This is a genomic window from Methanosarcina sp. WWM596 (assembly GCF_000969965.1).
Taxonomy (GTDB): domain Archaea; phylum Halobacteriota; class Methanosarcinia; order Methanosarcinales; family Methanosarcinaceae; genus Methanosarcina.
On the sequence record NZ_CP009503.1, the window covers coordinates 1587746 to 1614514 of the forward strand.

Genomic DNA, 26769 nt, shown 5'->3' on the forward strand with positions numbered 1-26769 from the left:
AATATTGGGCAATAGATGATTAGAAAGTGGTAGAGTAAGGCTAAAAGCCTTATATTAGATGCGGTGGAAAGGCAAGACAGGTTTGATGAGGTCGCATCTGTCCAGACTGATGCCTCATAATGTATCGTATGACACGCCTCAATCTTATGCGATACAGGGATACATACATCTGTTTGCCAGCTGTTTTTAGCCTTTCCACTATTTCTGCCGAATTCTGAACTGTTTTTCAGCTTATTTTTGATTTACTACATCCACATAAAATTCGGCATGTCCGCAATCTAAACAAACATGCACTTTAAATTCGCGCATGGGCCCGGTAAAATAACATTCGCTATCAGACTCATAACCTATACGTTCTCCAATTATATGGCCTATATCGAGATTTTCGCTCCCGCATTTTGGACATTTTCCCTTCTTCATTTTGCAACACCCCATGTCATCAAATAATTATATTTGTCATTGAGTAATTATATTTGTCTTCAATTAAATATATTAAATTTGTTGAGGTCCTATTTTATTAGCATTCCCATAAGAGTCTGGGAGCTGAAATGGCTTTTCTCAACCTTATTTATCATTGTTCATTTCTCAAGTCATCTTCTTGACCCTTTAAGAGCTGCTTATTCCTCCAATGGTCAATATGTGACAATAAACAGTTTAAATAAATCTTCAGATTAAATAAGCATAAATATACTATATTATAGAAATAAAAGACGAATGAATAATAAACAGGAAATTAAAAATGAAATATGTCCAAAAAAAAGATAACTAAATCCGGAATATAATACAGGAGGATTTTATGAGAAAACTGAAACTGGGAAATATGTCTGGACTGAGGACCAGGCAGAGTTCACCCTTAACGAAACTGTGCCCCTCATGTAAAGGATGAAGATCCCAAGAAACAGCTTTTCAGCGTATCTGTGGGCTTTCCCGGAGAACACCCTATCGGACACAGGGATGCTGTAATTGAAGAGCTGAAAGCTCAGGGAAAATGGCAGGAAGAAAACCAGACCGAAAATACAGGGATAGCAGAGAAGCAGCCGGTAGATTCAAACTCATCCTCAGATACGAAAAGCATTCCTTTCACAGGCATTTTATGGGCAATTGCAGCAGTAATAGGAATAGTTGTGTATGCTGAAAAGACAAAATAAAAATTATTCTCTTCATTCGGATTATCTGTAATACACCCGGAGTGCTCGAATTAAAAGAAATAAAACTGCATAGCCATCAATTCAAAAAGAGATGATTCCTTGGAAATTGTCTCTTATATTTGAATAGATGACTATAAACTATATTTTTTAAGTTTTAGTTGTTTTTGGACTCAGTAGTTAGCAGCCACTACCGCAGCCACAACCGCATCTTCGTAAGACCATGATCATTATCCGGCTGCGACAGCCGCCGCCATAGCCTCCCCAGCCGCCTCCGCCGCAACCGCAGCCACCACCGTAGCCTGCAAACCAGCCTCCACAGCGACTCCATAAGTTCCTGCCGTATCCAAAGTAGTTATATCCACAACACATTTTAATTACCTCCGTGTATTTTTTTCATCATTTTCATACTCATGCTTGCATATTAAAAATAACAATTTCTTTATAATTTAATTTCTATACTTTCAAAGGTGTATATCTGTCGATTTAAACCCCTTTATCAACCCCCAATAAGTATTGCACTCCTGGCAATTTTTAAAACCTCCCCGTGCTGATTTTCATTTCTGATTTTCATTTGGAGAGTATCAGATTTGATTTTAATTGCCAGAGAGTATATGCAAATAATAATAATACCAATAATAACTACTGATTATATAAAATGACTAGAATAAATTGTTCTAATCATTTGATAGTCTCCGAAAATCTGGACAAATATACGGCTGAAATCCAGTATTTGGAGTAAGGGATTGTTTTTAATTAGTTCAAAAATATAAATAAAGTAAGAACACACAATCAACTGCCGTTGCATCATAACAAAAACAATTAATAACTTCTGTTTCGGCCTGGTCAAGATAATAATCCTCTACAGTGACCATTTTAAAGTAGCCGGTGCGATCATTAAAAATATATACAGTCGGTCATGATTTAAAAATGAGCAAAAATCTTGCAGAGATCGCATTTAAGCTGAAAGTATCGAACACTTCCAGAATGGAACAATGAAAGAAAAGTGAATAAGAAGCTCAAATGGAGTAAGCCGTCTTATACCTATACTGGAATTCCTGAAAACAAAATTTAAAATTTACAACTGCTAAATTTAGAAGAATAAACATACATAGCCATCAATTCAAAAAAGACGATTTCCTGGAAATTGTCTCCTATACTTGAAGAGATGACTATGAATTCTATTTTTTAAGTTTTAGTTGTTTTCTCAGTAGTTAGCAACAACGTCTGTGCCAGCGCCTGCGCCACCAACCACCGCCGCAGCCGCAGCCACCACCGTAGCCATAGCCTCCGCCATAGCCACCAAGGCCACCAAGCCATCCGAGGTTCCAACCTCTGCCGCATCCAAAGTAGTTAAATCCACAACACATTTTACTTACCTCCGTGTATTTACCTTAATCTTTTCATGTTCATAGTTGCATATTTAAGAAAATAAATTCTTTAAAATTAAATCTAACAACTGTTAAATTTAGAAGAATAAACATACATAGCCATCAATTCAAAAAAGACGATTTCCTGGAAATTGTCTCTATACTTGAAGAAATTGTTTCCACTTGAAGAAATTGTTTCCTATACTTGAAGAGATGACTATGAATTCTATTTTTTAAGTTTTAGTTGTTTTCTGGCTCAGTAGTTAGCAACAACGTCTGTGCCAGCGCCTGCGCCACCAACCACCGCCGCAGCCACAGCCACCACCGTAGCCATAGCCTCCGCCATAGCCACCAAGGCCACCAAGCCATCCGAGGTTCCAACCTCTGCCGCATCCAAAGTAGTTAAATCCACAACACATTTTACTTACCTCCCTATTTTTTAAGTTTTAGTTGTTTTCTCAGTAGTTAGCAACAACGTCTGTGCCAGCGCCTGCGCCACCAACCACCGCCGCAGCCACAGCCACCACCGTAGCCATAGCCTCCGCCATAGCCACCAAGGCCACCAAGCCATCCGAGGTTCCAACCTCTGCCGCATCCAAAGTAGTTAAATCCACAACACATTTTACTTACCTCCGTGTATTTACCTTAATCTTTTCATGTTCATAGTTGCATATTGAAGAAAATAAATTCTTTAAAATTAAATTTATGTACTTTTAATTGTGTGTACCAATTGTGTGTACCTGTCGATAAACCCCCCAAACTCCTTTATCAACCTCCAATATATATCGTACTTCCGGCAATTTTTAAAACCATTCTTCATACTGATTTCATTTGGAGAGGAGCAGATTTGATTTTAATTGCCTGAAAGCCTATAATTTAAATAATAAATAATAAATTATATAAAAAGAATAGAATAAATAGTTCTTAACATTAAATAGTCTTCGAAAATCCTAACAAATACCCGGCTGAAATTGCAGGTTTACTTTTTTATTAATTTAAAATTATAATTCTTAAAAACTCCCTATAACATCAGGGCATTTAGTCTTTAATTAATTATTTAGGCAAGAAATAAAGCTTTAAACGATAAATAATCTATATTTTGTGACTAAATTCATCTAAAATTCCTAAAAATGGCTAATTTTGCTGAAAAAACATAATAACACTTTCAAATATTAAACATTAAAACTTCAGCCTTTTTCTTCAGAAAATATGTTCCTATAGAAGTGAAGGATGGGATAAAAAAGTTTTCGATTCGTTCCATTTCATTTTCCAGCTCTGCTTTTTCATACCTGATTATTTGATTTATGCATGCTTTTAAATAAAATCCAGCAAATTGAAAAAAGAAAAAATTATAATAGTTAAGTATAATACTTCCATTATAAATCTCTAACTAGTAGAAGAAAGACAGAAAAAGAACAGATAAAGAAACAGAACAGATAAAGAAACAGAACAGATAAAGAAACAGAACAGATAAAGAAACAGAACAGATAAAGAAACAGAACAGATAAAGAAACACGAAAAATAAGGGTTTTAACGGCAGTAACTACCAGGATGGTCACACCAGGAACCCTTAAAAAAGAATGTGTAGCTGTCAACTTATAAAAAGTAAGGACCAATAGCCATCAATTCAAGATATAAAGAATCCATAATTATCATTACATTTTGAAAAGATGGCCAGGGAAACAATTTCTTTTCAGTCTAAGTGGCTAATATTGATCTACACCCGGTGTATTTACCACCAGCAGGCTCCAATATAGAGTTTGGTGCACTCATAATAGAAGACTACTCTGCTGTAGTATAAAGTAAAGTATCCCATTATATATTCCTCCAGATTTTAGTATATTCTTTACTCACTTGTTTCATATATTCCTGTACATTTTTATACAGTTATTGTTAACCCACTTTCAGCTTTATTTTTCACCAGCGAGCTCTCATGTAGAGTTTGGTGCGTTCATAAACTACTTTGTAGTTAGAATAGTAGAGAGTAAAATATCCCATTATATATTCCTCCAGATTTTAGTATATTCTTTACTCACTTGTTTCATATATTCCTGTACATTTTTATACAGTTATTGTTAACCCACTTTCAGCTTTATTTTTCACCAGCGAGCTCTCATGTAGAGTTTGGTGCGTTCATAAACTACTTTGTAGTTAGAATAGTAGAGAGTAAAATATCCCATTATGTTTCCCTCCAGATTTTTGTATATTCTTTTTTTACTTGTTTCATAAATTCCTGTACATTTTTATACAGTTATTGTTAACCCACTTTCAACTTTATTTTTCACCAGCGAGCTCTCATGTAGAGTTTGGTACGTTCATAAACTACTTTGTAGTTAGAATAGTAGAGAGTAAAATATCCCATTATGTTTCCCTCCAGATTTTTGTATATTCTTTTTTTACTTGTCTTCTATTGCAATTGTCTTGTATTATTCCTGTACGTCATTTGAAAAGAATAGAGTTTTGTGAACTTAGAATAATCTTCCAATGGTATAGATTTCTCCAATCAAATTCTCTATCAACCCCCAACACCAAGACTACACTCATGGCAATTATTTTTAGAAACCAGTCTGGCCATTAATCTCCATTTAATGGCTCACAGACTGAATTTTAATTGCCTCAGAGTATAAATAAAAATATATTCGTAACATATATAAAATCAACAGAATTATCAATACTTACCATTAAATAGCCCTTGAAAATCTGAAAGAAATCCGTGGGAATAAAGAGGCCAACTTATATATTTAAATTATAAGTTATAAATTTGGTAGTGTGCCACTAGAATAAAGCTTTTATCCCTCTTTTCTACAAACAAGGGCAAAGTAAGAGAGTTCAGGAAAAATTAAGGGTAAAACGCATATTAAAATTTGATCTAAAGCTCTAAGGCCTACTAATATAACTGAAAAGAAGAAAAACTCTCTCTATTTATAATCGTTGTAACTTACTTATTTTTAGTTATAAGTATGCTTCTCTCCCGGAGAAAAATTTTTGAACAATTATATTAAAAGAAATATTTTAATTTGTCAGTCCCTCTCACCTTACCATCCGTATAGCAGTTTAGCCCTTCAAATCCCCAGCATCCCGATTAATTCTTTAGCCCAATTAAGCTTCTTTTTCTTAATTGGATTCACCAGAGGGTCTTCAAAATCAAATCCAGCCAGCTTGATACTTTTAGCCCCGAATTCCCGGGCTATAAAAACGCAGCGGTCTCCATCACTGAACCCGCCGAAGTTGTATACTCGATCAAAGGGTCTGGCCTGGGTAGTTGCAATAAAACTCGTGAATCGAGGCACGTATTTTTTCAGCTTATCCCTATTATCCCCATGGGCGTGAATAAGGACTATTGAGCCCCTGGAACAGGCGAGAATCTCTTTCTCGATATCCGCTTCAGAATTGCCGTCAAGGTCGGTACAGATGACTTCAGGCACACGTTCCAGTTCCATAAGGATAGCGGCTGCTCCATCAGCTGCAATTATCACAAAAGCAGAAAGGTCGAGCCTCAAAAGCTCGTTTCTGAGTCCTGGAGCATTTCCACAGACAAGAACGGGCTTTCCTGATATCATATCTTTAAGTTCGGAAAGCTCCACAGTGTTTTTCACAGTCAGTTTTTGGGAAAGGAATCTGGCTGCCTCTTCATCACCTGTACGGTCGAACCCGAAGTCCTCTAAAATTCGTTCATAGATAGGCTCCCAGGCAGCAAAATCCGTATGAATCACTCCTTTCCTGTTTTTCGCTTCTGAACTTAGATTTTCTTACTGAGTTTCGTTTCTAAACTTAATTGCGGAGTAATTTCTTCGCAATTCCCATTTTCATGGCAATGCCTTCGACATCCCAGTCCTTTACAAGGGCTCCGGAAACCTCGACACCGCTGCCCAGGTCAAAGACATTTGCTCTAACTTCTTCTCCAATCAGGTCTTTCAGGGTTTCAACGAGCATTAAGACTCTTTCGTCTTCGATCCGGACAGAGGCATGGATGTCTTCATCCACAACAAGGTCGAGTTCCTTCCGCATGTCCTGCAGCCTGCGGATGACTTCCCTTGCGTATCCTTCAGCTTCGAGTTCGGGGGTGAGATTTGCGTCCACATAAACAAGGCCTGCATCGGATTCCGCGACAGCTGTGCCTTCGGGCAGAGTTTCTTTGTAGTTTGCCATTTCAGGGGTAACCATAACAGTGGTTCCATCGGCCAGGGAGAGCTCGAATTCCCCGGTTTCGGCAAAGGCTTTCTTTAAGGCAAAACCCTCGACTTTCTGCAGGGCAGGGATAACCTTTCCGGCATCCTTCTTGAAGACCGGCCCGATCTTGCCCGGGTCAGGGATAACCTCAAGCCCGAGTTCATCCCAGCTCTCACCAACATCAGTAAGCACAATGGCTTTGGAATTGGTCTGGTCCATAAGGACTGAGCGCAGCCTGTCAACTGCCTTTGCTGCATCCTCGCTTTCAGGGGAGATAATAATTCTGGAAATGGGCCACCTGAGTTTTCTTCCTGCCTTCTGGCGGGCGTTTGAGGCGGCTTCCACAATCGAGCGGACAGTGCTCATGGCTGCTTCAAGCTCAGGGTCAAGATAGGCTTCGTTGACCTTCGGCCAGTCGCACATGTGCACGGATTCGGGGGCTTTCGGGTCCACATTCCGGATCAGGTTCTGGTACATCTCCTCAGCCAGGTAAGGCATGAAGGGGGAGATCAGTTTTGTGATGGTTACATAGACCTCGTAAAGCACACAGTAAGCTGCAAGCTTGTCCGGGTCGTCAGCTTCGGTCCAGGTCCTCGGGCGGATAAGCTGGATATACCAGCGTGAGAGGTCTTCGAGGGCAAACTCCAGGATATCACGGACTGCTTTATGCAGCAGGTACCCGCTCATGGCTTCATCTACAGCTTTTACCACGGACAGGGCTCTTGAAAGAATCCACCTGTCTTCTTCCCGCAGAGCATCTTTTACAGAGTCCAGGTTGACCTTCAGCGGGTCAAATTTGTCAAGCGCCATATACGGAAGTGGGAACCTGAAAACGTTCCAGAGGATGTTAATTGAACGGTGGACAGTTTCTATCTCTTCTATGTTGAACTTCAGGTCATCCCAGGGCGCACTTGATGAAAGCACGTAGGCTCTCAGGGTATCTGCTCCGAATCTATCGATGATGTCCAGAGGGGAAATTACATTTCCAAGGCTCTTTGACATCTTCTTTCCGCCTGCGTCAAGAGTAAAGCCGTGCATGAGCACACTCTTATAAGGCGCCCGCCCAAAGCCAACCATACTTGCTCCGAGCTGGGAATAGAACCAGCCACGGGTTTGGTCATGCCCTTCGGTAATAAAGTCAGCAGGCCACCATTCATCAAACTGATCCTGTGTCTGCGGGAACTTCAGGGTTGCCCAGGAAGCAACAGCCGAGTCGAACCAGACATCAAAAACGTCTTCAACCCGCTTTTTCTCTCCTCCGCACTCACACGGAACAGTGACTTTGTCTACGTAGGGGCGGTGCAGTTCGATATCGCTTTCTATTCCGGCTTTTTCCAGCAGTTCGGCTTTTGTCCCTATTACTTCAAGCTTTCCGCATTTCCTGCATTTCCAGACCGGGATTGGAATCCCCCAGTATCTCTGTCTGGAGATGCACCAATCCCTGGCACCTTCAACCCAGGTCCTGAAACGGGCTGAACCTGCCCAATCGGGGTACCAGTCAACGGCATCGATTTCCTCGAGCATTTTTTCTTTAAGATCGGTAATTTTGAGGAACCATTGTTCGGTTGCCAGGTAGATGATAGGAGTCTTACAGCGCCAACAGTGCCCGTAACGGTGGGTCACGGTCCCCTCGGCAAGGAGCCTGTCGCGCTCCAGGAGGTCCTCAATGACAACAGCGTTTGCGTCTCTTATGTTCATGCCCGCATACTTACCGGCTTCCTCGGTATAGGAACCGCTCGGGCCTACGGGGCAGAAAATTGGCAGGCCGTTTTTGACTCCTACATTAAAGTCATCCATACCGTGCCCAGGGGCAATGTGCACACAGCCGGTGTTTTCTGCGGTTACGTATTCGGCTTCGTAGACATTGTGCTTGAATTCAGCCTGGCGCGGGATCAGGTCCGCAAGGGGGCTCTCGTATTCCAGGCCTGCGACGTCTTCCCCGAGCATGGTCTCAAGGATTTTGTAATTCGTGTACCTGCCCTTCCGGAGCACGTTTTCAATGAGGGGTGTGGCTGCGATCAGGATTTCTTCTTTTCCATCCTGGCGGACTGCCCTGAACTTTGCATATTCAAAGGACGGGTGGACCGCAACGGCGATGTTCGAGGGGATGGTCCAGGGGGTTGTGGTCCAGATCACTATGAAGGTATTTTCCTCTCCCTTGACCTTGAACTTGACATAGATGGACGGATCGGTCCTGTCCGAGTACTCAACTTCTGAGTCGGCAATCGCGGTTTCACAGCGGGGACACCAGTTGACTACACGTTTGCCCACATCAAGGAGGTCTTTTTCATTGGCCTGCTTGAGGGTCCACCAGGCAGCTTCAATGTAGTCATCTTTTAGGGTCATATAGGGTTCTTCCCACTGCATCCAAACCCCAAGCTTCTGGAACTGCTCAGTCATTGCCTGTTTCTGCGTGAGGGCAAATTCCTTGCATTTCTCAATGAAATTCTCTACTCCGAAGCTCTCGATATCCTTCTTTGACTTGAAACCAAGCAAGCCTTCGACCCTGACCTCGATAGGCAGACCGTGCATGTCCCAGCCAGGACGCTCAAGGATGTTGCGGTTATTCATGGAGTAATAGCGGAGAATAGAATCTTTAATGATCTTATTCCAGGCAGTCCCCAGATGGATATGGCCTGTAGTGTATGGGGGCCCGTCAACAAAAAAAAGCCTTTTTCCGGTTTTGCGGTGCTCCCGGGTTTTCCGGTAGGCATCGCTGTCTTCCCAGAACTGCGTTACTTTTTTTTCTATTTGTTCTGCATTGTATTTGGCAGTGATTTCCTTTATCATATGGGAGTCTCCCTGATGAAAAATAAACTGAAGTAAAAGTCGTCGATTCAAGCTCTATACTGCGGCTGACCAACAACTCTTGATAAATTGCTATCCAATAAGTGGTGACAATACTAATACTGACAATACTAATACTGACAAGACTAATACTGACTATTTTAATACTAACAAGCTGCTGCTGGCACGGATAACCAGTAAGCGCTGATTTCAGGATAAATTACTGGTCAACATACTATAACAAACCTCTGACCGGCAAGGTACCGAATTTACGGTAAAGTATATATGCCCTTTATCGACCGTTTATATACTGTACTTCAGACAAATATCTTACGTACAAAATATCCTTATCCGGGAAAGCAGATATGCATCTTTCCGACGGATAAAAGGATCTACTGCATGCCAATCAGTTTATTCAGTAATTACTGTACTTAATTTAAGCTTTATTGTAACAGCAGAAAACCAGTCCATTGTTTTCTTAGCAGAGTTGCGCCACCCGAATTGCGCTTTGGGATCTCAGGAAATCGAAGATTTTCTGGGAGTTGCGATGTAATCGCAACAGTACGCGGTCCTTTTCGCTGCGCTCAAGAGGACTACTTGATGGATTTTAGCAGTGAACTTTGCTCAGGGGACTAAATTATGGATATTTATGGATGTTAATACTAAAGACTGCGTTCAAGAGGATGAAATTAGATAGTTCTGACCCGTACAACGTCATTCGCCTTATCATGTTGTTTCTGTCACGTTCGACGCAGGAGAGCGGCTTTCAGACAAAAAATACGAAAAGAGAAAGAGAAGAACGATAAGCGACAGATAAAAGGTAGAAATTAAAAGAGATACAAAAAAATAAACTACTTGAAGATTGAAAAAATGCGGGACAAAAAAGGAGAGGGTTCTTTCCCCTCCTTAAAGGTCTAAATGTAGAAATAAAGCTTAGCCTTAGAGGAGGTAAAAAGACTTACTACCCTTACTGTGAAGTGAATTCTTAGCATACAAAGCAAATTTTAAAGTATCAAATTTTAAAGTATTAAAGTATATTATTTTACTGCGCCTGTTACAATACCATTTTACGACACAGTTTTACCTTAATCTTCTTACTTTTACTTCAGGGTTCTCCACATTGCAGCAATTCTCTCTATATCAATATGTGTGTAGCCTTCCTCTTTTATAGTCCACTTAAGGCTCAGGACTCCGTCATTACATTCTGCAGCAACTCCCCTGTATGTTGTATTCCCTCCAATGTCAATTTCTACTTCTTTGCCCAGATAATACTTTTCAATGAACTCCTGTTTCATACTTATCAACTCCCAGGTTTTTACCATTCCGGATATAGAAAGACCCGCAGGTGTTTACCAGATAGGTGTTTACCAGATTGTAGTTAGTATCTAGTTAGTGTCAGGGAGGTATATTATAACTAGAAAAACAGAGATTCTGAACACAGATCAGGACATCATAAAAAAAGAAATAAGTTGCCAGGTGTACCCGGCACCCTCATTAAAGTAATCTACAATATTAAAAGTCCAGTAAAACTCCAATAAATTCAAAATCCTGCTCCTGAAGCCTTTTTTTTATCTCACAGGCTCAGATTCCTCGGATTCAGATCCATTTGGTTCCAGTTCACCGTATTTAGATTCACCTGGCTCCAATTCACCGGATTCAGATCCAGATGATACCGATTCACTCAATTCTGTCCCGAACCCTATTTCCGGTTCCCCGGAAAGCTTATCGAAGAAAGGAATATTTGCGTCGACAAACCAGGCTTCAAGGAAACTCAGAAGATGGTACTTCAGGAAAACTGCAAGAGGCACGCTCAGCAACATCAGAGTTACGAAGAGCAGCAACAGTTCTACAATGACGAAGGGAATCAGGAGTATCCAGACCAGGGACTCTGATACGAAAGTCGAGAAGAGGAAATAAAGGACCACATCAATAATAAGAAAAACAATTCCTAGCGCCAGCATCAATAATCCAAACAGGATCACTGCAAAGATAGCTATCCCGATTCCCAGCAGGAACCTGATAAGCCAGTAAACCAGGACTTCTTTCCAGCTTTTCCTGAAATTCCTGTAGACAGTACGGAAAGCCGAAAGAATTCCTGATTCTCTGTAAATGGCAAGGGGAATTGCAAGGCTTAAGAAGGAGCTTACGACTGCCCCGAGCAGGGCAAGCATAATAATTACGCCAAAAAACCAGAACACTCCGCCTATGATGGCAGGAAAGGAAAAATCAGGGGACTCTTTGAGGATTATAGGAACAAAAGGAAGCAAAGACAGTCCAAAGAGTACAAGAAAAACGATCCCCAGGGCTAAACGTATCAGCAGGAGGTTGAAACCCTTGCCCAGGAATTTTTTTGAATAAGCCCAGAAGTGAACCTCATTCTTTACCAGGGCTTCTACAAAAACAAACTCCATGACGCTGGAGATGTAGGAAAAAATCAAAGCTAAAAGAAAAATAAAGGCTATTATTGTAGCTATAATTGCCAGGGGTGCTATAGACTGAATATGGTCAAAGCCAATCCAGGATACGCCAGAAAGAAAGTCAGGCATCCTGCCCGGTTCGATGTTTGGGAAATTGTTTCCGAAATCTTCGGAGCTCATCCGATAGTTGGTGCCTGAGCCTCCGTAATTGTACCCGATATTCCCAAGCAAAAAGATGATGATTGCAAGTTTTACCCATTTCCAGAAATCAAAAGGTTCGAAAAGGGCTGTTTTTGTCCTTGAAACAGCTTTATCTATTGCATCTATCCCGTACCAGCTCATAATATAGAGTTTATTTCGGAAGATAAGTAGTTATCCAGAGAGAAAACATAAGACTTCTCAGGTCCGCGTCAAGTTATCAGTTCTGAGTATTTTTCATCTTCTGCGTGGATCAAAATAATGACGCTTGAAATCTTCACTTCAGCCAGGGTTGCGAGATCTGGACAGCGCTTCAAAACCGGCGATGACTTCAAACAGTTCTTCATCGATGCCACTCTGACGCAGGCGATAAAATGATCCTTTGAAATCTTCCAGTAATTCATCGATGTTCTTGTCGGCGCGCTGCATCGCTACCAGACGGCTTGTATTTTCACTTGCAAGGGATTCAGCACATGCCCGGAAAAGTGAAACGAAAAGGTATTCGCGGATTAGTGCTCTCAATGTCTCTGTGCTATTGCCCATCACCTCAGGCAAGTTCCTGGTTGGCCAGGGAAGTTTGGCCAGATCACGCCGCCAGGTTTCGTCCAGTGGCAGCAGCCGCTGACCGACAGGCTCATAAGTAGCTCTGGTTTTGTGGCGGTTGTAAAACAGGTAAAGTTCGGTATTCTCATCCTGGCTTCGGAGCTTTTCGTTTTCCACAAGAATCTGACTTATAAGCGGAGTAATGGCTTTGACGGAATTCGGCACTGTAAAGAGTCCAATTAACGGCAAATCCGCATCTTCCAGGCGCGAATAAACACGCTCACCGACAGCCCAAACCCGAGGTTTACCTGGCAAACCTGCCAGTTTTTTGACCGCATAATCGGCTACAATATCATTAAACTGACCCACAAGTCCCTGATCTGAACCGAACACGACCGCATTAATAGAACCGGCATTTTTCTGCCCTGTCCGCTCTGCAGGAGCGGAGGGTTCAATTTCCCGAAAGCATACTTCCAATCCCATTTCTACTGTGCGATAGTAGTCTGACAACGCACTCGCTGATTTCTCGTATTGCCCTATGCTTGAGGCTGCAAGGGCTTTCATCGTGCGGACGACGGATTGAAGCTCATTTGCTCTATCAATCTTTTTGCGCAGACTTTCTGTGGTTTCGCTCATAACCTCTCCTTATTTTTCCCGCCTGGTTTTGACCTGGGTTTTGGATTCTGGCTTTGACTTATCTTCAGTTTTGGACTCAGGCTGGAAGTGTTCCAGTGTTCTGCGTGCGATCTCGAGAATTATTTCCCGGTCTTTGTCGTTCAATTCTACATCGGCATTGAACCGTTCGCGCACTTCTGCCGGGATATCCGTTACCGCCTCACGCAGGGAATGCTCAGCGTCTGCCATTCGGTCAAGCGGTACACTGTCAAAGAGGTTTGCGTCCAACGCAAGCAGAATGAAGATTTGTTCAAGCATGGGTACAGGAGAGAATTCCGGCTGTTTAAGAATGGAGCGGATTCGCTTTCCATGCTCGATAATCTTGTGGGTGTTTTCGTCCAGCTTGGCGCCAAACCGGGTAAATGCTTCGAGTTCTTCAAACTGTGAGTAGGCGAGCTTCAGGTCCCCAGCCACTCCGCGGTAGGCAGTAAGTTGGGCTTTACCGCCTACACGAGAAACGGATTTGCCAACATCAACTGCAGGCAAAACTCCCAATTCGAAAAGTGAAGGCGAAAGATAGATCTGCCCGTCTGTGATAGAAATCAGGTTAGTTGGAATATAGGCGGAAATGTTCTGGGCTTCGGTTTCGATAATAGGAAGGGCAGTAAGTGAACCACCCCCGAGTTCCTTGAGCAGATGGGTTGCACGCTCCAGTAACCGTGAGTGAATGTAAAAGATATCCCCGGGATATGCTTCGCGCCCCGGAGGACGACGGAGCAGGAGGGAGAGTTCGCGATAGGCACGCGCATGATTGGTTAAATCGTCGTAAACAATCAGCACGTCTCGACCCGATTCCATAAAATACTCTGCAATGCTGGTTGCGGCGTAAGGAGCAATATAGGTCAGACCGGACGGATCATTACCTTCAGTCACGACGACAACGGTATACTCCATTGCACCCTTTTCTCGCAAGGTTGCTATTGTCCTGGCAACTGCCGATGCGCGCTGGCCTATGGCACAATAAACGCACAGGACATTGTAATCGCGCTGGTTAAGGATGGTATCGATCGCAATTGCAGTTTTGCCAGTCTGGCGGTCTCCCAGAATTAACTCTCGTTGGCCACGCCCAATTGGTATTAACGCATCGATAACTTTTATGCCGGTCTGGAGAGGCACTTTGACTGGAGCCCGATCCATAATGTGCGCGCTGGGGCGTTCGATAGGCAAGCTCTTGCTGGAGACTATAGATCCTTTACCATCGAGTGGCCGACCGAGAGGGTCGATAACACGCCCGAGCAGTCTTTCGCCTACGACGATGTCCATAACCCGGCCAGTGCGTTCGACTTCATCTCCAGCATGCAGATGTGAGTATTCGCCCAGTAAAACGACACCGATTTCTTTTTTATCCACGTTAAACGCGATCCCAAACACCTCGCCGGGAAACTTTACCAGCTCCTCATAACCCACACTGGGAAGTCCGGAGACAGTGGCGATGTCTGTGGAGACTGTCATGATAGTGCCCACCTCCCGCGGAGTGAGCGTTGGAGTGGATGATTCACGCACCTGGCTTATTTCATTAAAAGCGTTGTCAAAAACATCCTTTAGACTTTCAGGTTCCATGTTCATCGGCTCTTTATTTTGACTTTAGTTCGGGATTGAACTCTTTTTTATTCTCAGATCCCTGTTCAGTCGCGGATTCATCAGTTGACTCAGATCTGGCTTTGGCGTCAGGTTCGGTTTTCAACTCAGGTTCGGTTTTCAACTCAGGTTCGGTTTTCAACTCAGGTTCGGTTTTGGCTTCACTTTTGGGTTGCTCTTTCAGGAGCTCATCGATGCTTTTTTCCAGCGATGAGAGATAATCCGCGATGCTCCACGCCACTTTTTGTCCATTTGCGGTTAACTCAATCCCGCTGACCAGGTCTGGCACTGTCTCGAACCTGGCTTGAATCTCGATTCCAAGCGTTTCTTTAATCGTCTTTTTGACCAGGTCACGCTGTGCCTGTGGAAGCTCGAAGGCAGTTCGAACGAGCACCGGGCTTGAAGACACACCAAGCGCAGAGGTCACCTGTTCCTTCTCTGCACCTTCCAGTTCGAGCAGCCTTTGAGCAAACGCATCAACTGTGCGCTCTTCCAGACTCGTTCCAGCCAGATCCTGCAGCGCTTTTCGGGCAATGGCAAAGACTTCCTGTTGAGCCCGGTGGCTGATTGCCTGATTTAAATTCTGTTTGTCATTTCGTAACGTTTCCTGCTGTTTTGATCTTAAATCGGAGGCTTCCTGCCGGGCTTCTTCGAGAAGCCGCTGACGTTCGGCTTTCGCTTCATTTTTTGCCCTGCTCAAGAGCGCAGTATGTTGCTGGTCAAACTCCTCGTTCTTACGCCTGAACTCTTCTTTCTCTTTTTGCGCTTCTGCCTCTTTAGCATCGGCATCTGCAAGTTCATCTGCTACCTTCTTCTCACGCGCATCGATGGCATTGAGAATAGGTTTGTAAAGGAAGCGCTTCAGCAACCAAACCAGTATTAGGAAGTTGAGTACCTGCGCAATGACTGTAAACCAATCGATCAACATAGGTTATTTACCTCTGCAGCTCAGGCAATTGCCTTACTCCAGAACGGGTTGGCGAAGATCAGAATCATCGAAACCACAAAACAATAGATAGACAGGGACTCGATCATAGCCAGGCCCACGAACAGGGTCCGGGTAATGGTCGCGGAAGCGTCGGGTTGCTGTGCTAACGAACTCAGCGCCGTTGCAACAGCCCTCCCTTCCCCAATTGCGGGCCCGATAACTCCAATGCCTATAGTGATGCCAGAGGTGGCAATTGATGCCACCGCGATTGTAGTCGTATAAATATCCAGAGCCATAGTGTTTCCTTCTTTGTTAGAGTTGTTGTTTCAATTCTTATTATCCGGTTTCACTTCTGGACTTGCCGGTTCTCGTGGCGGCAGTAATGTAAACTGTAGCCAGAATACTGAAGATGTAGGCCTGCACCATGCCAATTAGCAGGCCGAGAGCGGTCATAATTATCGGAAAGATGAATGGCGTTATTGTCAGCAGTATGCCGACAATCATAGACCCGCTCATAATGTTCCCGAACAGCCGGATTGCCAGAGCCAGCGTGCGGGATACTTCACTGATAATATTAAACGGCAGCATGATGATCGTCGGCTCCGTGTACGACTTGAGATAGCTCCCAAGCCCCTGCTCTTCTATGCCGAAAATTGGCACGGCCACAAATACACATAACGCGAGCGCAGCCGTGGTTGAGAGAGAGCCGGTTGGGGGCTCATAACCCGGAAAGATGATAGAGAGGTTGGATATGGCGATGAACAGAAAGAGCGTGCCCAGAAAGCCCAGGTACTTCTGCGGTCGATTCAGGCCAACATCTTCAATTTGTTTTAAAATGCCCATGACAATGATTTCCAGAATATTCTGCCAACGGGAACGTTTTAGATCAGTGGAAAGTTTGCTTGTAACGATTTTTGAACCGACTACCATTACCAGCATTAACCCCCAGGTGTACACAATCGTAGCGTTGAGCTTGATAAAACCGTACTGCCAGAAAACCAGCTCATCAGGACTAAGTCGCATGACTTGCCTCCTTTGTCAGTTGATTCGGGTCTTCCTTCGGGAGCCTGGTTAGTCTGAGAACGATACGGCGTATAATGAAAAATCCAAGTAAGCACATGAGCAGCCTCTCCCAATGGCCGCCCGAAGCAAAATAAAATCCAGCCACAGAAGTGCCAGTCCGCAGCAGCAGGCTGCCGAAGAACAAAAGCGCTGGTTGCTTAGACGAAAGCCCTTTCTGAACCGTCCACCAGAGGCCGCCGAAGAAAAAAGCTCCGAGCAAAAAGCCAGCTACCAGCGCCAGGATCAGATTCAAAACTTCATTCATTGTTATCCTCCTGTTCCTCCTGTATTTCCTTATGCTCCCTGGCTACCCAATGCCATGCATTCAAACAGCCGATAAACAGGCCGATAATCAGCATTGTAAGAGTCCAGGAAAAGCTCACTGGATATTGCCTGTCCAGCCAGAGACCAAGTACCGCACCAAGCAGCGTTGGAATTGCCACAGACCAGCCGATAAGCCCCATCATGCCTAAACCAAGCCAGACAGTCCGGTTCACATCCCGTTGCGCTTTGAGTTTGCGTTCAGCTTTTGTCCCAACCTGGTGGGCCAGGGAGGGTTCGTCCTTTGAGTTTTTCTCTGTCGATCTGTCAGTCATTCCGAAACTCCGCTAAGCGACGTATAAGCCCGATTTCCAATTTTGTCATCACTAAACGCATTTTTTGCTCGCTCTCGTCCAGGGTCAAGAATTCTCTTTCCACCGCCTCTCGTAACTGTCGAAGGTCTGTCCCGGCAATGGCGCTGTGCACTGAGACCAGCACATCCTGACCAGCCTTGATCAGTACGCCTTCATCGACAGCCACATAAACCTCGCCTTCTGCTTCGGTTTCATAAATAAAAATCCCGGGTTCCAGAGCTGCAACACAATCGAGCCGGTGTGGCAAAAGTCCAAACGAACCCTCGCGGGTCTCTGCAACTATACGTGATACACTTTTCTTTTCGGCAAAAATCTGGAAAGGCAGAAGAATCTTGAGATTCATATTTGTTGAACTCATAATTGATCCCTGCTTGATTTTCTGGCTATTGCTTCATCAATTGTTCCGATCATGTAGAGATCGCTTTCCGGGTAGTCTTTGAATTCGTCTTGCAGGATACGTTCGCAACCGTCGAGTGCGTCTGAGAGAGCGACGAATTTACCTTTAAAACCGGTAAACTGTTCTGTGGTGAAAAATGGCTGAGTGAGGAAACGCTCCAGACGGCGAGCGCGAACGACAACGTTCCTATCCTCCTGCGAAAGTTGTTCCAGGCCAAGCATAGATATTATATCTTTGAGTTCTGCATATTGAGCGAGTGTATGCTGGATTTCCTGGGCTAGACGATAATGCCTTTCGCCAATGATGCCGGGAGTGGATATTTTTGAATTTGACTGCAAGGGGTCAATAGCCGGATAAAGTCCCTCACTTGCCCTTTTGCGCGAGAGAACAATCGATGCCGAAAGGTGTGAAAATGTATGCACAGCTGAAGGGTCCGTGAAATCATCAGCCGGTACATACACCGCCTGAATTGACATGATGGCTCCTGCATCGGTATTGGATATACGCTCTTCGAGCTCCGATAACTCGGTGCCCATTGTCGGTTGATAGCCGAGGCGCGATGGCATCTGCCCCATCAAGCCGGATACTTCCGAACCAGCCTGGATGAACCGGAAAATGTTATCGATAAGCAGCAGCACATCGCGGTGCTCATCATCCCGGAAATACTCTGCCATTGTAAGTGCTACATGACCCACTCGAAAACGAGCGCCAGGGGGCTCGTTCATCTGGCCGAACACCATGACCGTATTCGGGAGCACACCTGCTTCTTTCATGTCACGATAAAGTTCTTCCCCTTCACGACAACGCTCCCCTATTCCACAAAATATACTCACTCCCTGGTGTTGCTTGACCACATTGTGAATCATCTCGGTTAGCAACACTGTTTTGCCAACACCCGCTCCTCCGAATAGGCCTGATTTGCCTCCGCGTTCAAGGGGTACCAGCACATCTATAGCCTTGATACCGGTCTCGAAGATTTCCGATTTGGTTGACCGACGTATCAATGGTGGTGGAGGTTGATGGATTGTGCGCCACTGGACGTTTGACGGGGGCGCCTTGTGATCGATGGCATTTCCAAATACATCGAACATCCGGGAAAGAATTTCCTTCCCTACAGGTGCCTTCAATGGCCCACCCGTATCTACCACAGTTGTGCCCCGGGCAAGCCCTTCGGTAGGGGTCAGTGCAATCCCACGGACGTGATATGAATCCAGTTGGGTTAAAACCTCAATGACAATTTCTTCATCTTTTCCCGTACGTAGCAATGAATATATGGGAGGCAAATACTTCTCAAATTTTATATCCACGATACTGCCCCGTACCGAGACGACTGAGCCGAGGTTCGAGGAATTGTTTTTATTTTCCATATGACCTTTAACAGCTCCCCTCATGATTGTTTCGCATCCTTTCATTTTTGGAAGTGTCCACTTCTTTTTATACAGGGTGTAACTCGTGAAATCTGAACGGATATGATGGGAATTGACATTCAATTTAGTTCCACAAAAACTACAATAAGCGGGAAACGCTGAAGAGAAAACAGAATGAAATTGTTTTTTAAATAATACTTCTGGTAAAGGAACTACTATACTGCCTTATAGCATTACTTTTCTTATAACATCATTTTTCTAAAGAATTGTTTACTGTTTTGTTTACTCTTCCCCATAAAGGAATGTATCATTTAATTATATTAACTTGACTTTACCATATTTTTCATTTCACAGCTTACAGCAAAGTATAATTTTTATCCTTTTAAGGACGTGATAAATAATGAAAATTTTACTCGGCCCTTAAAGTGGGGAGAAACATTAAGGTAAAAAAATCCCATACCTCAGATCTTTTTTACCATTGAGATATGCTCTATGTTAGGCTCTATGTTAGCTCAAGAAAAGTATCCTTGTAGGCAATAAATCCAAACTGTTCATAAAAGCTTACTACATGGGTTTGGGCGTGAATATAAACCTCTTCTGTTTCCATTTCTACAGCTTTTTCCATCATTAAAAAGTGTCAAAGACAACTTTTTTTAAAAAAAAAGGATCGGATAAAAGATAAATGAACGGGCCCGCCGCGATTCGAACACGAGTCAATGGGTATCTTCGTAATAATTTTACTTCGAAGCCCATTAGGATATCCTGGCTACCCTACGAGCCCACGGTGCAGGAGAAGTGATAGTAACTATCCATATTAAAGGTTTCTCTCAAAATTAAGAAAACAGGACAGAAAAGGAGAGCAAGTTCAAAATTATTTCTTTAATGAAAATATTTATCAAGTCTAACAGGATAAATAAAAGATAGCAGATTGGATGAAAAATAGGAAATTTATGGCTCTAAGCCAGGTCGAAATTAATTAAATTATTCCCTATACAAAAAGGAAATATGCCGCATACATAAATATTATATTGCAAAAGTTCTTTTAATATGTAGAAGTAATTTTCGGCATCATATTATTATCAGTATTTGAATGTAGAAATCATAAACGCCGTAATCTGAATTACTAAAATTTATCTGAATTACTAAAATTTATCTGAATTACTAAAATTTATCTGAATTACTAAAATTTATCTGAATTACTAAAATATAATAGATAATCATTTTATTTCAAGCTTTAAAAGAATAGTGAAGATATGTCTTAAGTTAGAAAACTGTTAAGATTATTTTTATATTTTTCTATAATTTACAATACATTGTACAACTAATTCAATGCCTTATGATAGCGAGGAAAGGAAACAGGGCAAAGTACACAAAAGGACGAAGGACTACAAAAATGGAGATGGTTTCTCTACGGTTCTATTCGCCTTCTGGTAAAAGAAAACACCTACCTTGGAAAAATGGAGTGCTACTATGCATATCCAAGATGCGCAGTACCTATATTTCTCCTGATATGTTGATTTTTGAAATAACATCTAAAGGGATCAAGATTCATGAATCTAAGGGAGGAAACCTTGTTGAATGAGATAAACAAACCAAAAGTCCTGATTGTAGACGACATGAAGGAAAATGTAGAACTGATGGGAGCTTACCTTGCAGTTGAACCTTATGAGGTTATCTCTGCCTATGGTGGATATGAAGCACTCCAGAGAGTTAAAGAAGAAAAACCGGATATTATCCTTTTGGATGTTATGATGCCTGAAATCAATGGCTATGAAGTCTGCAAAATTCTCAAAGAAGATCCCGAAACCCAGTTCATTCCTGTCCTGATGCTTACTTCCCTTTCTGAACTTGAAGACCGGATAAAAGGGATTGATATCGGAGCTGATGATTTTTTGACAAAACCCATAAACAGACCTGAACTCAAGACCAGAGTGAAATCTCTGCTCAGAGTCAAGTACCTTCACGACAGATTGGTTTCCGACCGTGACAGTCTTGAAGTAAAGAACAGGGTACAGAGTATCCTTACCTCTATAATTCCGATTCTTCTCCAGTCTGTCTCCAATGAGGAAAAAAAGGTTGTAATAAATCAGATGACAGGCATGGTCGAAAAGACACTTTTTGATCTGTACCATTTTGAGGACAGGGAAATGGATCTGGCTTACGCAGGGAATGTCTGTGCCGAGATAATGAACCAGATTGGTGGGACCTTTTCCTCGACTATGGGTGAAAATGAAAAATTCTGGGTAGTCAGGGGAACAAAATGTCCCTGGAAAGGAGAAGAAGCTCGCAAAAACCCCATCCTCTGCACACTGACCAGAAAAATTTTTTCAAACATAACTTTGAAAGTAGATCCGACCTGCAGTCTCGAGGCTCGAAAAACCATAGGAAACAGGAATGACTGCTGTGAATTCATCATAAAAGCAGCATAATATTTTCTATAAGTTCCTTTCAGCCCAATTTCACCCCAGTTCACTCAGTCATTTATTGGTACATTAGTCAAGATATTTCTCCTTAAACTCTGAGATCTGCTTGCTGCTTCCCACAACTGCAATTATGTCTCCTACCCGGAGTACAGTCTGTTTGTTAATATAAGTAGTAACAAGGCCTTCACGCTCAATGCCTATTACAGTGCATCCGATTTTTTTTTCGAGATCCAGCTCTTCTATTGATTTTCTGTCAAAAAAAGAGCCTTTATCAATATGGTACTTTTCGATTTCTATGCCCTCATAAAGCATTATATCTTCATCGATCCTGCAGATTTTTCCAATACAATTTGCGCTCATTTTGGCCAGCATCTGTCCTGCAACTATAGAAAGAGACCCAACATAGTCCGCCCCTGCCTTATATATCTTATCAATAGATTTTACAGAGTTTGCTCTTGCCACAATGGTAGCTTCAGGGTTCAGTCCTCTGGAAATAAGGGTTGCGAAAATAACATTGGTATCATCATTCAGGGCTACAAACACAAAAGATGCAGTCTTTACTCCAGCTGCAATCAGGACATCTTCATCTGCCCCGTTGCCCACAAGATGTTCGAATTCTACATTCTCAAAAACTTTCTCATTGGAATCCACAACTACAAAACGGAACAGTCCTCCAGAGAGTTCACTCACAATGCTTTTTCCAACGTCTCCATACCCGAGTACCACCAGATGCCCTTTTGATTCCATTATCAATCCCTCGAGTTTTTGGTCGTCAATGTGTAAGTTTCTTCAGTTTTGAGAGCTCCTCCGGCGTTCCCACAGCCAGCAGGACAGAGTTGCCCCGGATGATGTCATCCTCTTTAAGGTTAAAAGAGAGAGCCCCGCTTTTCCAGATTCCAACAATTTTTGCATCAGTCAGCCGCTGGCTGGAGACTTCTTTAAGGGTCTTGCCTATAAGCGGGCTCTTTAGGTAGATAGGAAATTCCGTAACGTGCATTCCTTTGAAAATTTCAGTTGTCCCTGTCACCCTGCTTACAAGCCTGTCCATTGCTTTTCTTCCGATAAACTGCCCGAATATCGATTTCGGAGAAACAACGGTATCAGCACCTGCATATTTCAGGTATTTTGAATTGGATTTATCCTCAACGATGGCAATAATATTGAGGTGCTTAAATTCTCTGGCAGTAAGTACGATATTTGCGTTTTTCTCATCGGACTTGTTGGCAATAAGGATCCGGGCTTTTTCAATACCTGCATTCGTAAGTGTCTGCCTATCACTTGGAGCCCCGAAAATGCAGGGGATGTCCCTGTAAACAAGTTCTTTGATTATTTCTTCCTCATCCTCAACTATTATAAACGTTATTTCCTGCTCTGCCAGTTCATCAATCAGGGTTTCCACCAGCTGGTTGTACCCACCGATAATGATATGTTCTTTCATGCTGGAGGGTGCTTTCCTGGGCAGCCTGAACTTGATCACCCTGTCCATCCAGGGAGCGATTACATAAGTTGCAAGAAAACCCGATATCAGAATAATTCCCATTACCTGCACGACTATGGAAAAGATTCTTCCCGGAAGTGAGGTGAAGACCACATCGCCGTATCCTACCGTTGCAATGGTAGTTGTAGCCCAGTAGATAGCTGTGACAGCATTTGCATTTTCTGGCTGGTTCTCAAGAATCATAAGATATTTGAAAAGCAGAATATAGATGGTAAGCAGGAGCAAAGCTGCAAGTTTATATACCGTATTAGGCCTTTTGCGCATGATTTTTCGAAACATTGATCTGTGACTGATCTTTTTTCGATGTGAAGAAAACATTTTTAGTGCCCTACCCTGGTTCTTCTGCTTGGCCTGGTTAAAATACTTTATCCATATTAATACATCTCTAAAGGTTCATAGAATCTCGCTTCGGCAGAGTTGCGACTCTGCAGTTCGAGGTCCTTTTTGCTGCGCTCAAGAGGACTTATTTATTGATGCTGGTACTGAACTTCGCTCAAGAGGACTTATTTACGGACGTTGATATCGAACTTTGCTTAAGCGGGATAAATTACAGGTATTCAACTCGTACAACCTTATTCACTATATAGAGTCGTTTTTGTCACAATTGACACAGGAGAGCGGTTTTTCAAAGTAAAAAAAGAGATGAAGGCAATAGTAAAAGCAGTATTTGAAAAAAGACTTGTTTTCTACCTTTTTTTGGAAGGCTTCCAGACAAACTGTCAGAGATGCTTGTGTTTACCTCATAATTAAAAAGTGGTTTCCGGTGTCAGAGAAAGTATTCTTTCAGCCCTGGGGTATTTCTCAAGGTATTTTTTATCTTAATTGCGGTGTTGTTTTGTCGGACGTTTTTTATCTGGGTGACATGTGGGCAAAATCTTTTGCCGTGCAGGGAGAGAAAAACAAAAGATCCAATCTCTGGATATTCTGAATAATAATAACTGATTAATCGGGGACCACCAGAATTAAATAAATTCAAAAAAACGGGAAGAGATTTTAACTTCCCGGCTTTCCAGCAAATTTCCGAATTAATGGAATTAATCTCGATTCTGTTCTCAGTTTTAGCTGTTCATATCCACTGCCCTATGAAAGGCCCGAAGATCATGAAGAGGAATGAGAATAGGATCAACATCGATAGACTTGCTGCAATCGAATTTGAGATCCTTTCCGAAATTGCCTCGTTTCGTGTAAACCGGTATATGAGCGAGTAGCTGTAGTCCTTAAACACATGCCCACCATCAAGAGGCACTGCAGGTAGGCAGTTGAAAAGGCCCACGTAAAAGTTCAGCCAGCCGATCCAGAGCAGGGAGTTTGCAATCCAGAATATTCCGACACCGAGGGGCTCGGCCCAGCCAATCGGATGGTAAAACTGAGTGATTGTGCCTGAAAAGCCGCGGAATCCCTCACCTGCAAATCCGTATATAGGAAGCCCGAAAAGGATTATCCAGCCTACTGGTTCATCAAGCAGGGAAGGGATCTGCTTTAGCGCTTCAAGATAGAATTTTGCCTGGGGCATCCAGATGGAAATTCCGAGCATCTGGCACTCCAGGACTCCGTTATTCCCGTATATCACTCCAAGGAAGCCACTTTCACCATTTGAGGGATTAAGAGCCAGTTTGACATCAAAAATAGCAGTCCCGTTTTCGGTAAGTGCACCCGTATAATTTGCAGAGGGCAGCATCTCTACCTCTATAGTCTGGTTTGCTTTTGTCTTTTCCATGACATCAATGAAACTTGCAATGCTTCGCATTCTTGTGTCGTTAATCCGGAGCATTATCATTCCGGTTTTGATTCCTGCAGCCTCTGCAGGACTTCCTTCTACAATCCCTCCTACAGGCACTCCACTGAAACATTCCTCTGGAGAAGAAGGAACTTTTAATTCATAGACTGAAACGACGCTGTCTTTTGAGGCATGAATGCGCAAAGAGTCTCCAGGTTCAACCGTATCAAGATAGGAGAGAAGATCCATGCCTGTGGTGACGGTTGTGTTGTCAACCTGTGTGATTACCATGTCTTCCTTAAGCCCTGCAAGCTGAGCTGGAGAACTTTCATTTATGCCTATGATCATTGCATCACTGAGAGGGGCAATCGCCCCCAGCACGGGCCCGAAAAAGAGCAGTAAAGCAACAAAAGCAACGCAGAAATTAGCCATAACCCCGGCAGCAAGGATACGGGCTCTCTGGGTTCTTGTGGCAGTTACTGCTGGTTCAGGCTTTGTTTCTTCGGGTCCGGGGAGATCCGTTTCTCTGTTTTGCTTCTCTTTTAGCTTTTTTTCTTCTTTTTCTTTCTGCTCCCACTCTTCGATTTCCTCAATCGACGCCGTTAGCGGAAGCTCTTTGTTTACTTCCTCTTTTTTACCGAAGAGCTGTTCATCATCAGGTTCCGCAAAGCCCCCTATCGGGACAAGGGCTAACAGGATTCCCATGGATTTGACTCTGATGCCTTCAACCCTGCACAGAATCGCATGGGAAAACTCGTGCACTACAAGAGTAACTAAGAGGGCAATCACCCCCCAGGTAAAAGGAATAAACTCGTTTACTCCGGGGATCAAGAGGATATTCCTGGGAGCATTGTACTTTCCCGGCGCTGGCACTGTGTCGTTCAGGAAAGATGTATAGAGTGCAAGGTCCGAAATTGCAATGACCAGGAACATGGCAGCCATGCCTGCAAACATCATCAGGATTCCAATGTTTGCGAAAACTCTCCAGTAACGTTTCGGGCGGGCAAGAATGTCCAGTAGTTTAAGACCCTTTGTTGTCCTGATCATGAGGATAGGAAGAGGCCCGAAAGTGCTTATGTTATACTTTTCCAGAATACCCTTTCTATCAAGAAAGGAGATAAGGAACCAGTACATTAAAAAAATACCCAGTGCAATGCTTGTGCCACTCAAGGAAATTCTCCGAAATAATTAAGCTGAACCAATTATAAGCTTCAGATTGTGAATGTTAATTGCTTAAATATTGATGATTAACTGTCGATGGATTAACTGTTGATAGATTAACTGTCGATGGATTAACTGTCGATGGATTAACTGTTGATAGATTAACTGTCGATGGATTAACTGTCGATGGATTAACTGTCGATGGATTAACTGTCGATGGATTAACTGTCGATGGATTAACTGTTGATAGATTAACTGTCGATGGATTAACTGTCGATGGATTAACTGTCGATGGATTAACTGTCGATGGATTAACTGTCGATGGATTAACTGTCGATGGATTAACTGTTGACCTTTTATAACTGTATATAGAACATGCCTTCAATAAAGAAGTTAGCGCTAGCAACCTTTGAGAGAAGTTTACAAATATCAAGCTATTGTTTTAAACAGTAATCAGGGGAGAGTAGGCATACATTTAATTAATTAATTCTGTTAAACCCGGTTGTTTATCTTATTATAAAAACGTTTTAGTTCGTCTTTACATAGCATGTGATCCGGTTTCTTAATTACATCTTTTTTGAAAATGCCTGTCTCTAAAAAGGTACAAAATAATACCCAATAATTATATAAAAATATATATGGAATTACAGCTTTCGGTTCGTCTGAAAAGCCATTTTAAAGGCTATTTTAAAGGCTAT

General features: G+C 42.8%; 24 protein-coding genes and 1 tRNA gene. 3 read left to right on the forward strand and 22 right to left on the reverse strand.

The genetic code is table 11. The features are described 5' to 3' along the window. Window positions 1-231: 231 nt before the first annotated feature. Window positions 232-435, reverse strand: coding sequence for a hypothetical protein (locus MSWHS_RS07025; protein ID WP_231585625.1), 204 nt, complete (start codon window positions 433-435; stop codon window positions 232-234). Between the two features lie 482 nt (window positions 436-917). Here MSWHS_RS07025 and MSWHS_RS07030 point away from each other — a divergent pair, with 482 nt between their 5' ends. Further along, the gene (locus MSWHS_RS07030; protein WP_052722640.1) at window positions 918-1148 is read left to right on the forward strand and encodes a hypothetical protein; all 231 of its coding nucleotides are present in this window, start codon (window positions 918-920) and stop codon (window positions 1146-1148) included. Between the two features lie 177 nt (window positions 1149-1325). Here the strand turns inward: MSWHS_RS07030 and MSWHS_RS20080 are convergent, their stop codons facing one another. From MSWHS_RS20080 to MSWHS_RS07060, 10 genes are all read right to left on the reverse strand, one after another. Beyond that, a complete protein-coding gene (locus MSWHS_RS20080; protein ID WP_156148088.1) occupies window positions 1326-1517 on the reverse strand; it encodes a hypothetical protein in 192 nt (63 codons plus the stop codon). Between the two features lie 842 nt (window positions 1518-2359). Beyond that, entirely contained in the window at window positions 2360-2515 is a 156-nt protein-coding gene (locus MSWHS_RS20085; protein ID WP_156151193.1) for a hypothetical protein, read from the reverse strand. Between the two features lie 263 nt (window positions 2516-2778). Continuing rightward, entirely contained in the window at window positions 2779-2934 is a 156-nt protein-coding gene (locus MSWHS_RS20090; RefSeq protein WP_156151193.1) for a hypothetical protein, read from the reverse strand. 46 nt (window positions 2935-2980) lie between these two features. Continuing rightward, complete coding sequence (locus MSWHS_RS20095) at window positions 2981-3136, reverse strand: hypothetical protein (RefSeq protein WP_156151193.1); 156 nt, start codon at window positions 3134-3136, stop codon at window positions 2981-2983. A 2441-nt stretch (window positions 3137-5577) separates the two neighbouring features. Next, window positions 5578-6228: a 6-hydroxymethylpterin diphosphokinase MptE-like protein gene (locus MSWHS_RS07035; RefSeq protein ID WP_156148091.1), complete on the reverse strand. Its 651-nt coding sequence runs from the start codon at window positions 6226-6228 to the stop codon at window positions 5578-5580. Window positions 6229-6286: 58 nt separating this feature from the next. Further along, entirely contained in the window at window positions 6287-9475 is a 3189-nt protein-coding gene (gene ileS, locus MSWHS_RS07040; RefSeq protein ID WP_048127150.1) for an isoleucine--tRNA ligase, read from the reverse strand. A gap of 1097 nt (window positions 9476-10572) precedes the next feature. Continuing rightward, window positions 10573-10767, reverse strand: coding sequence for an MM0924 family protein (locus MSWHS_RS07045; protein ID WP_048127151.1), 195 nt, complete (start codon window positions 10765-10767; stop codon window positions 10573-10575). Window positions 10768-11040: 273 nt separating this feature from the next. Next, on the reverse strand, window positions 11041-12231 hold the full coding sequence (locus MSWHS_RS07050; RefSeq protein ID WP_048127152.1) for a hypothetical protein: 1191 nt from the start codon (window positions 12229-12231) through the stop codon (window positions 11041-11043). A 138-nt stretch (window positions 12232-12369) separates the two neighbouring features. Beyond that, complete coding sequence (locus MSWHS_RS07055) at window positions 12370-13266, reverse strand: F0F1 ATP synthase subunit gamma (protein ID WP_048127153.1); 897 nt, start codon at window positions 13264-13266, stop codon at window positions 12370-12372. 9 nt (window positions 13267-13275) lie between these two features. Continuing rightward, entirely contained in the window at window positions 13276-14808 is a 1533-nt protein-coding gene (locus MSWHS_RS07060) for an alternate F1F0 ATPase, F1 subunit alpha (RefSeq protein ID WP_231585715.1), read from the reverse strand. Between MSWHS_RS07060 and MSWHS_RS21320 the strand changes: the two genes are divergently transcribed. Next, window positions 14738-14887 (forward strand): hypothetical protein, encoded by a 150-nt coding sequence (locus MSWHS_RS21320; RefSeq protein ID WP_231585759.1) that lies wholly within the window; start codon window positions 14738-14740, stop codon window positions 14885-14887. The two genes, MSWHS_RS07060 and MSWHS_RS21320, sit on opposite strands and share 71 nt — an antisense overlap. Here the strand turns inward: MSWHS_RS21320 and MSWHS_RS07065 are convergent. The 8 genes from MSWHS_RS07065 to MSWHS_RS07100 all read right to left on the reverse strand — a co-directional run bounded on the left by MSWHS_RS07065 (window position 14879) and on the right by MSWHS_RS07100 (window position 20053). After that, on the reverse strand, window positions 14879-15811 hold the full coding sequence (locus MSWHS_RS07065; RefSeq protein ID WP_048127157.1) for an ATP synthase subunit B: 933 nt from the start codon (window positions 15809-15811) through the stop codon (window positions 14879-14881). The two genes, MSWHS_RS21320 and MSWHS_RS07065, sit on opposite strands and share 9 nt — an antisense overlap. Before the next feature lie 20 nt (window positions 15812-15831). Beyond that, window positions 15832-16107 carry a F0F1 ATP synthase subunit C gene (locus MSWHS_RS07070; protein WP_197074038.1) on the reverse strand — a complete coding sequence of 92 codons (276 nt, stop codon included), beginning with the start codon at window positions 16105-16107 and terminating at the stop codon, window positions 15832-15834. Between the two features lie 40 nt (window positions 16108-16147). Then, window positions 16148-16834 (reverse strand): F0F1 ATP synthase subunit A, encoded by a 687-nt coding sequence (locus MSWHS_RS07075; protein WP_048158889.1) that lies wholly within the window; start codon window positions 16832-16834, stop codon window positions 16148-16150. Next, a complete protein-coding gene (locus tag MSWHS_RS07080) occupies window positions 16824-17138 on the reverse strand; it encodes an ATP synthase subunit I (RefSeq protein WP_048127160.1) in 315 nt (104 codons plus the stop codon). The genes MSWHS_RS07075 and MSWHS_RS07080 overlap by 11 nt, the downstream gene beginning before the upstream one ends. Then, complete coding sequence (locus MSWHS_RS07085) at window positions 17131-17469, reverse strand: AtpZ/AtpI family protein (RefSeq protein WP_048127166.1); 339 nt, start codon at window positions 17467-17469, stop codon at window positions 17131-17133. The genes MSWHS_RS07080 and MSWHS_RS07085 overlap by 8 nt, the downstream gene beginning before the upstream one ends. Further along, window positions 17462-17866, reverse strand: coding sequence for a F0F1 ATP synthase subunit epsilon (locus MSWHS_RS07090; RefSeq protein WP_082088052.1), 405 nt, complete (start codon window positions 17864-17866; stop codon window positions 17462-17464). The genes MSWHS_RS07085 and MSWHS_RS07090 overlap by 8 nt, the downstream gene beginning before the upstream one ends. Then, a complete protein-coding gene (gene atpD / locus MSWHS_RS07095) occupies window positions 17863-19272 on the reverse strand; it encodes a F0F1 ATP synthase subunit beta (protein ID WP_048130278.1) in 1410 nt (469 codons plus the stop codon). The genes MSWHS_RS07090 and atpD overlap by 4 nt, the downstream gene beginning before the upstream one ends. A gap of 687 nt (window positions 19273-19959) precedes the next feature. Beyond that, window positions 19960-20053, reverse strand: a tRNA-Arg gene (locus MSWHS_RS07100). Window positions 20054-20846: 793 nt separating this feature from the next. On the opposite strand from MSWHS_RS07100, the gene MSWHS_RS07105 reads away from it, so the two are divergent. Continuing rightward, a complete protein-coding gene (locus MSWHS_RS07105; protein WP_231585627.1) occupies window positions 20847-21701 on the forward strand; it encodes a response regulator in 855 nt (284 codons plus the stop codon). A 63-nt stretch (window positions 21702-21764) separates the two neighbouring features. Here the strand turns inward: MSWHS_RS07105 and MSWHS_RS07110 are convergent, their stop codons facing one another. From MSWHS_RS07110 to MSWHS_RS07125, 3 genes are all read right to left on the reverse strand, one after another. Then, window positions 21765-22442, reverse strand: a complete 678-nt coding sequence (locus MSWHS_RS07110) for a TrkA family potassium uptake protein (protein WP_048127173.1) — start codon at window positions 22440-22442, stop codon at window positions 21765-21767. Window positions 22443-22467: 25 nt separating this feature from the next. After that, window positions 22468-23457, reverse strand: a complete 990-nt coding sequence (locus tag MSWHS_RS07115; RefSeq protein ID WP_231585628.1) for a TrkA family potassium uptake protein — start codon at window positions 23455-23457, stop codon at window positions 22468-22470. Window positions 23458-24259: 802 nt separating this feature from the next. Next, window positions 24260-26080, reverse strand: a complete 1821-nt coding sequence (locus MSWHS_RS07125; protein WP_048127177.1) for a site-2 protease family protein — start codon at window positions 26078-26080, stop codon at window positions 24260-24262. Window positions 26081-26769: the final 689 nt, after the last annotated feature.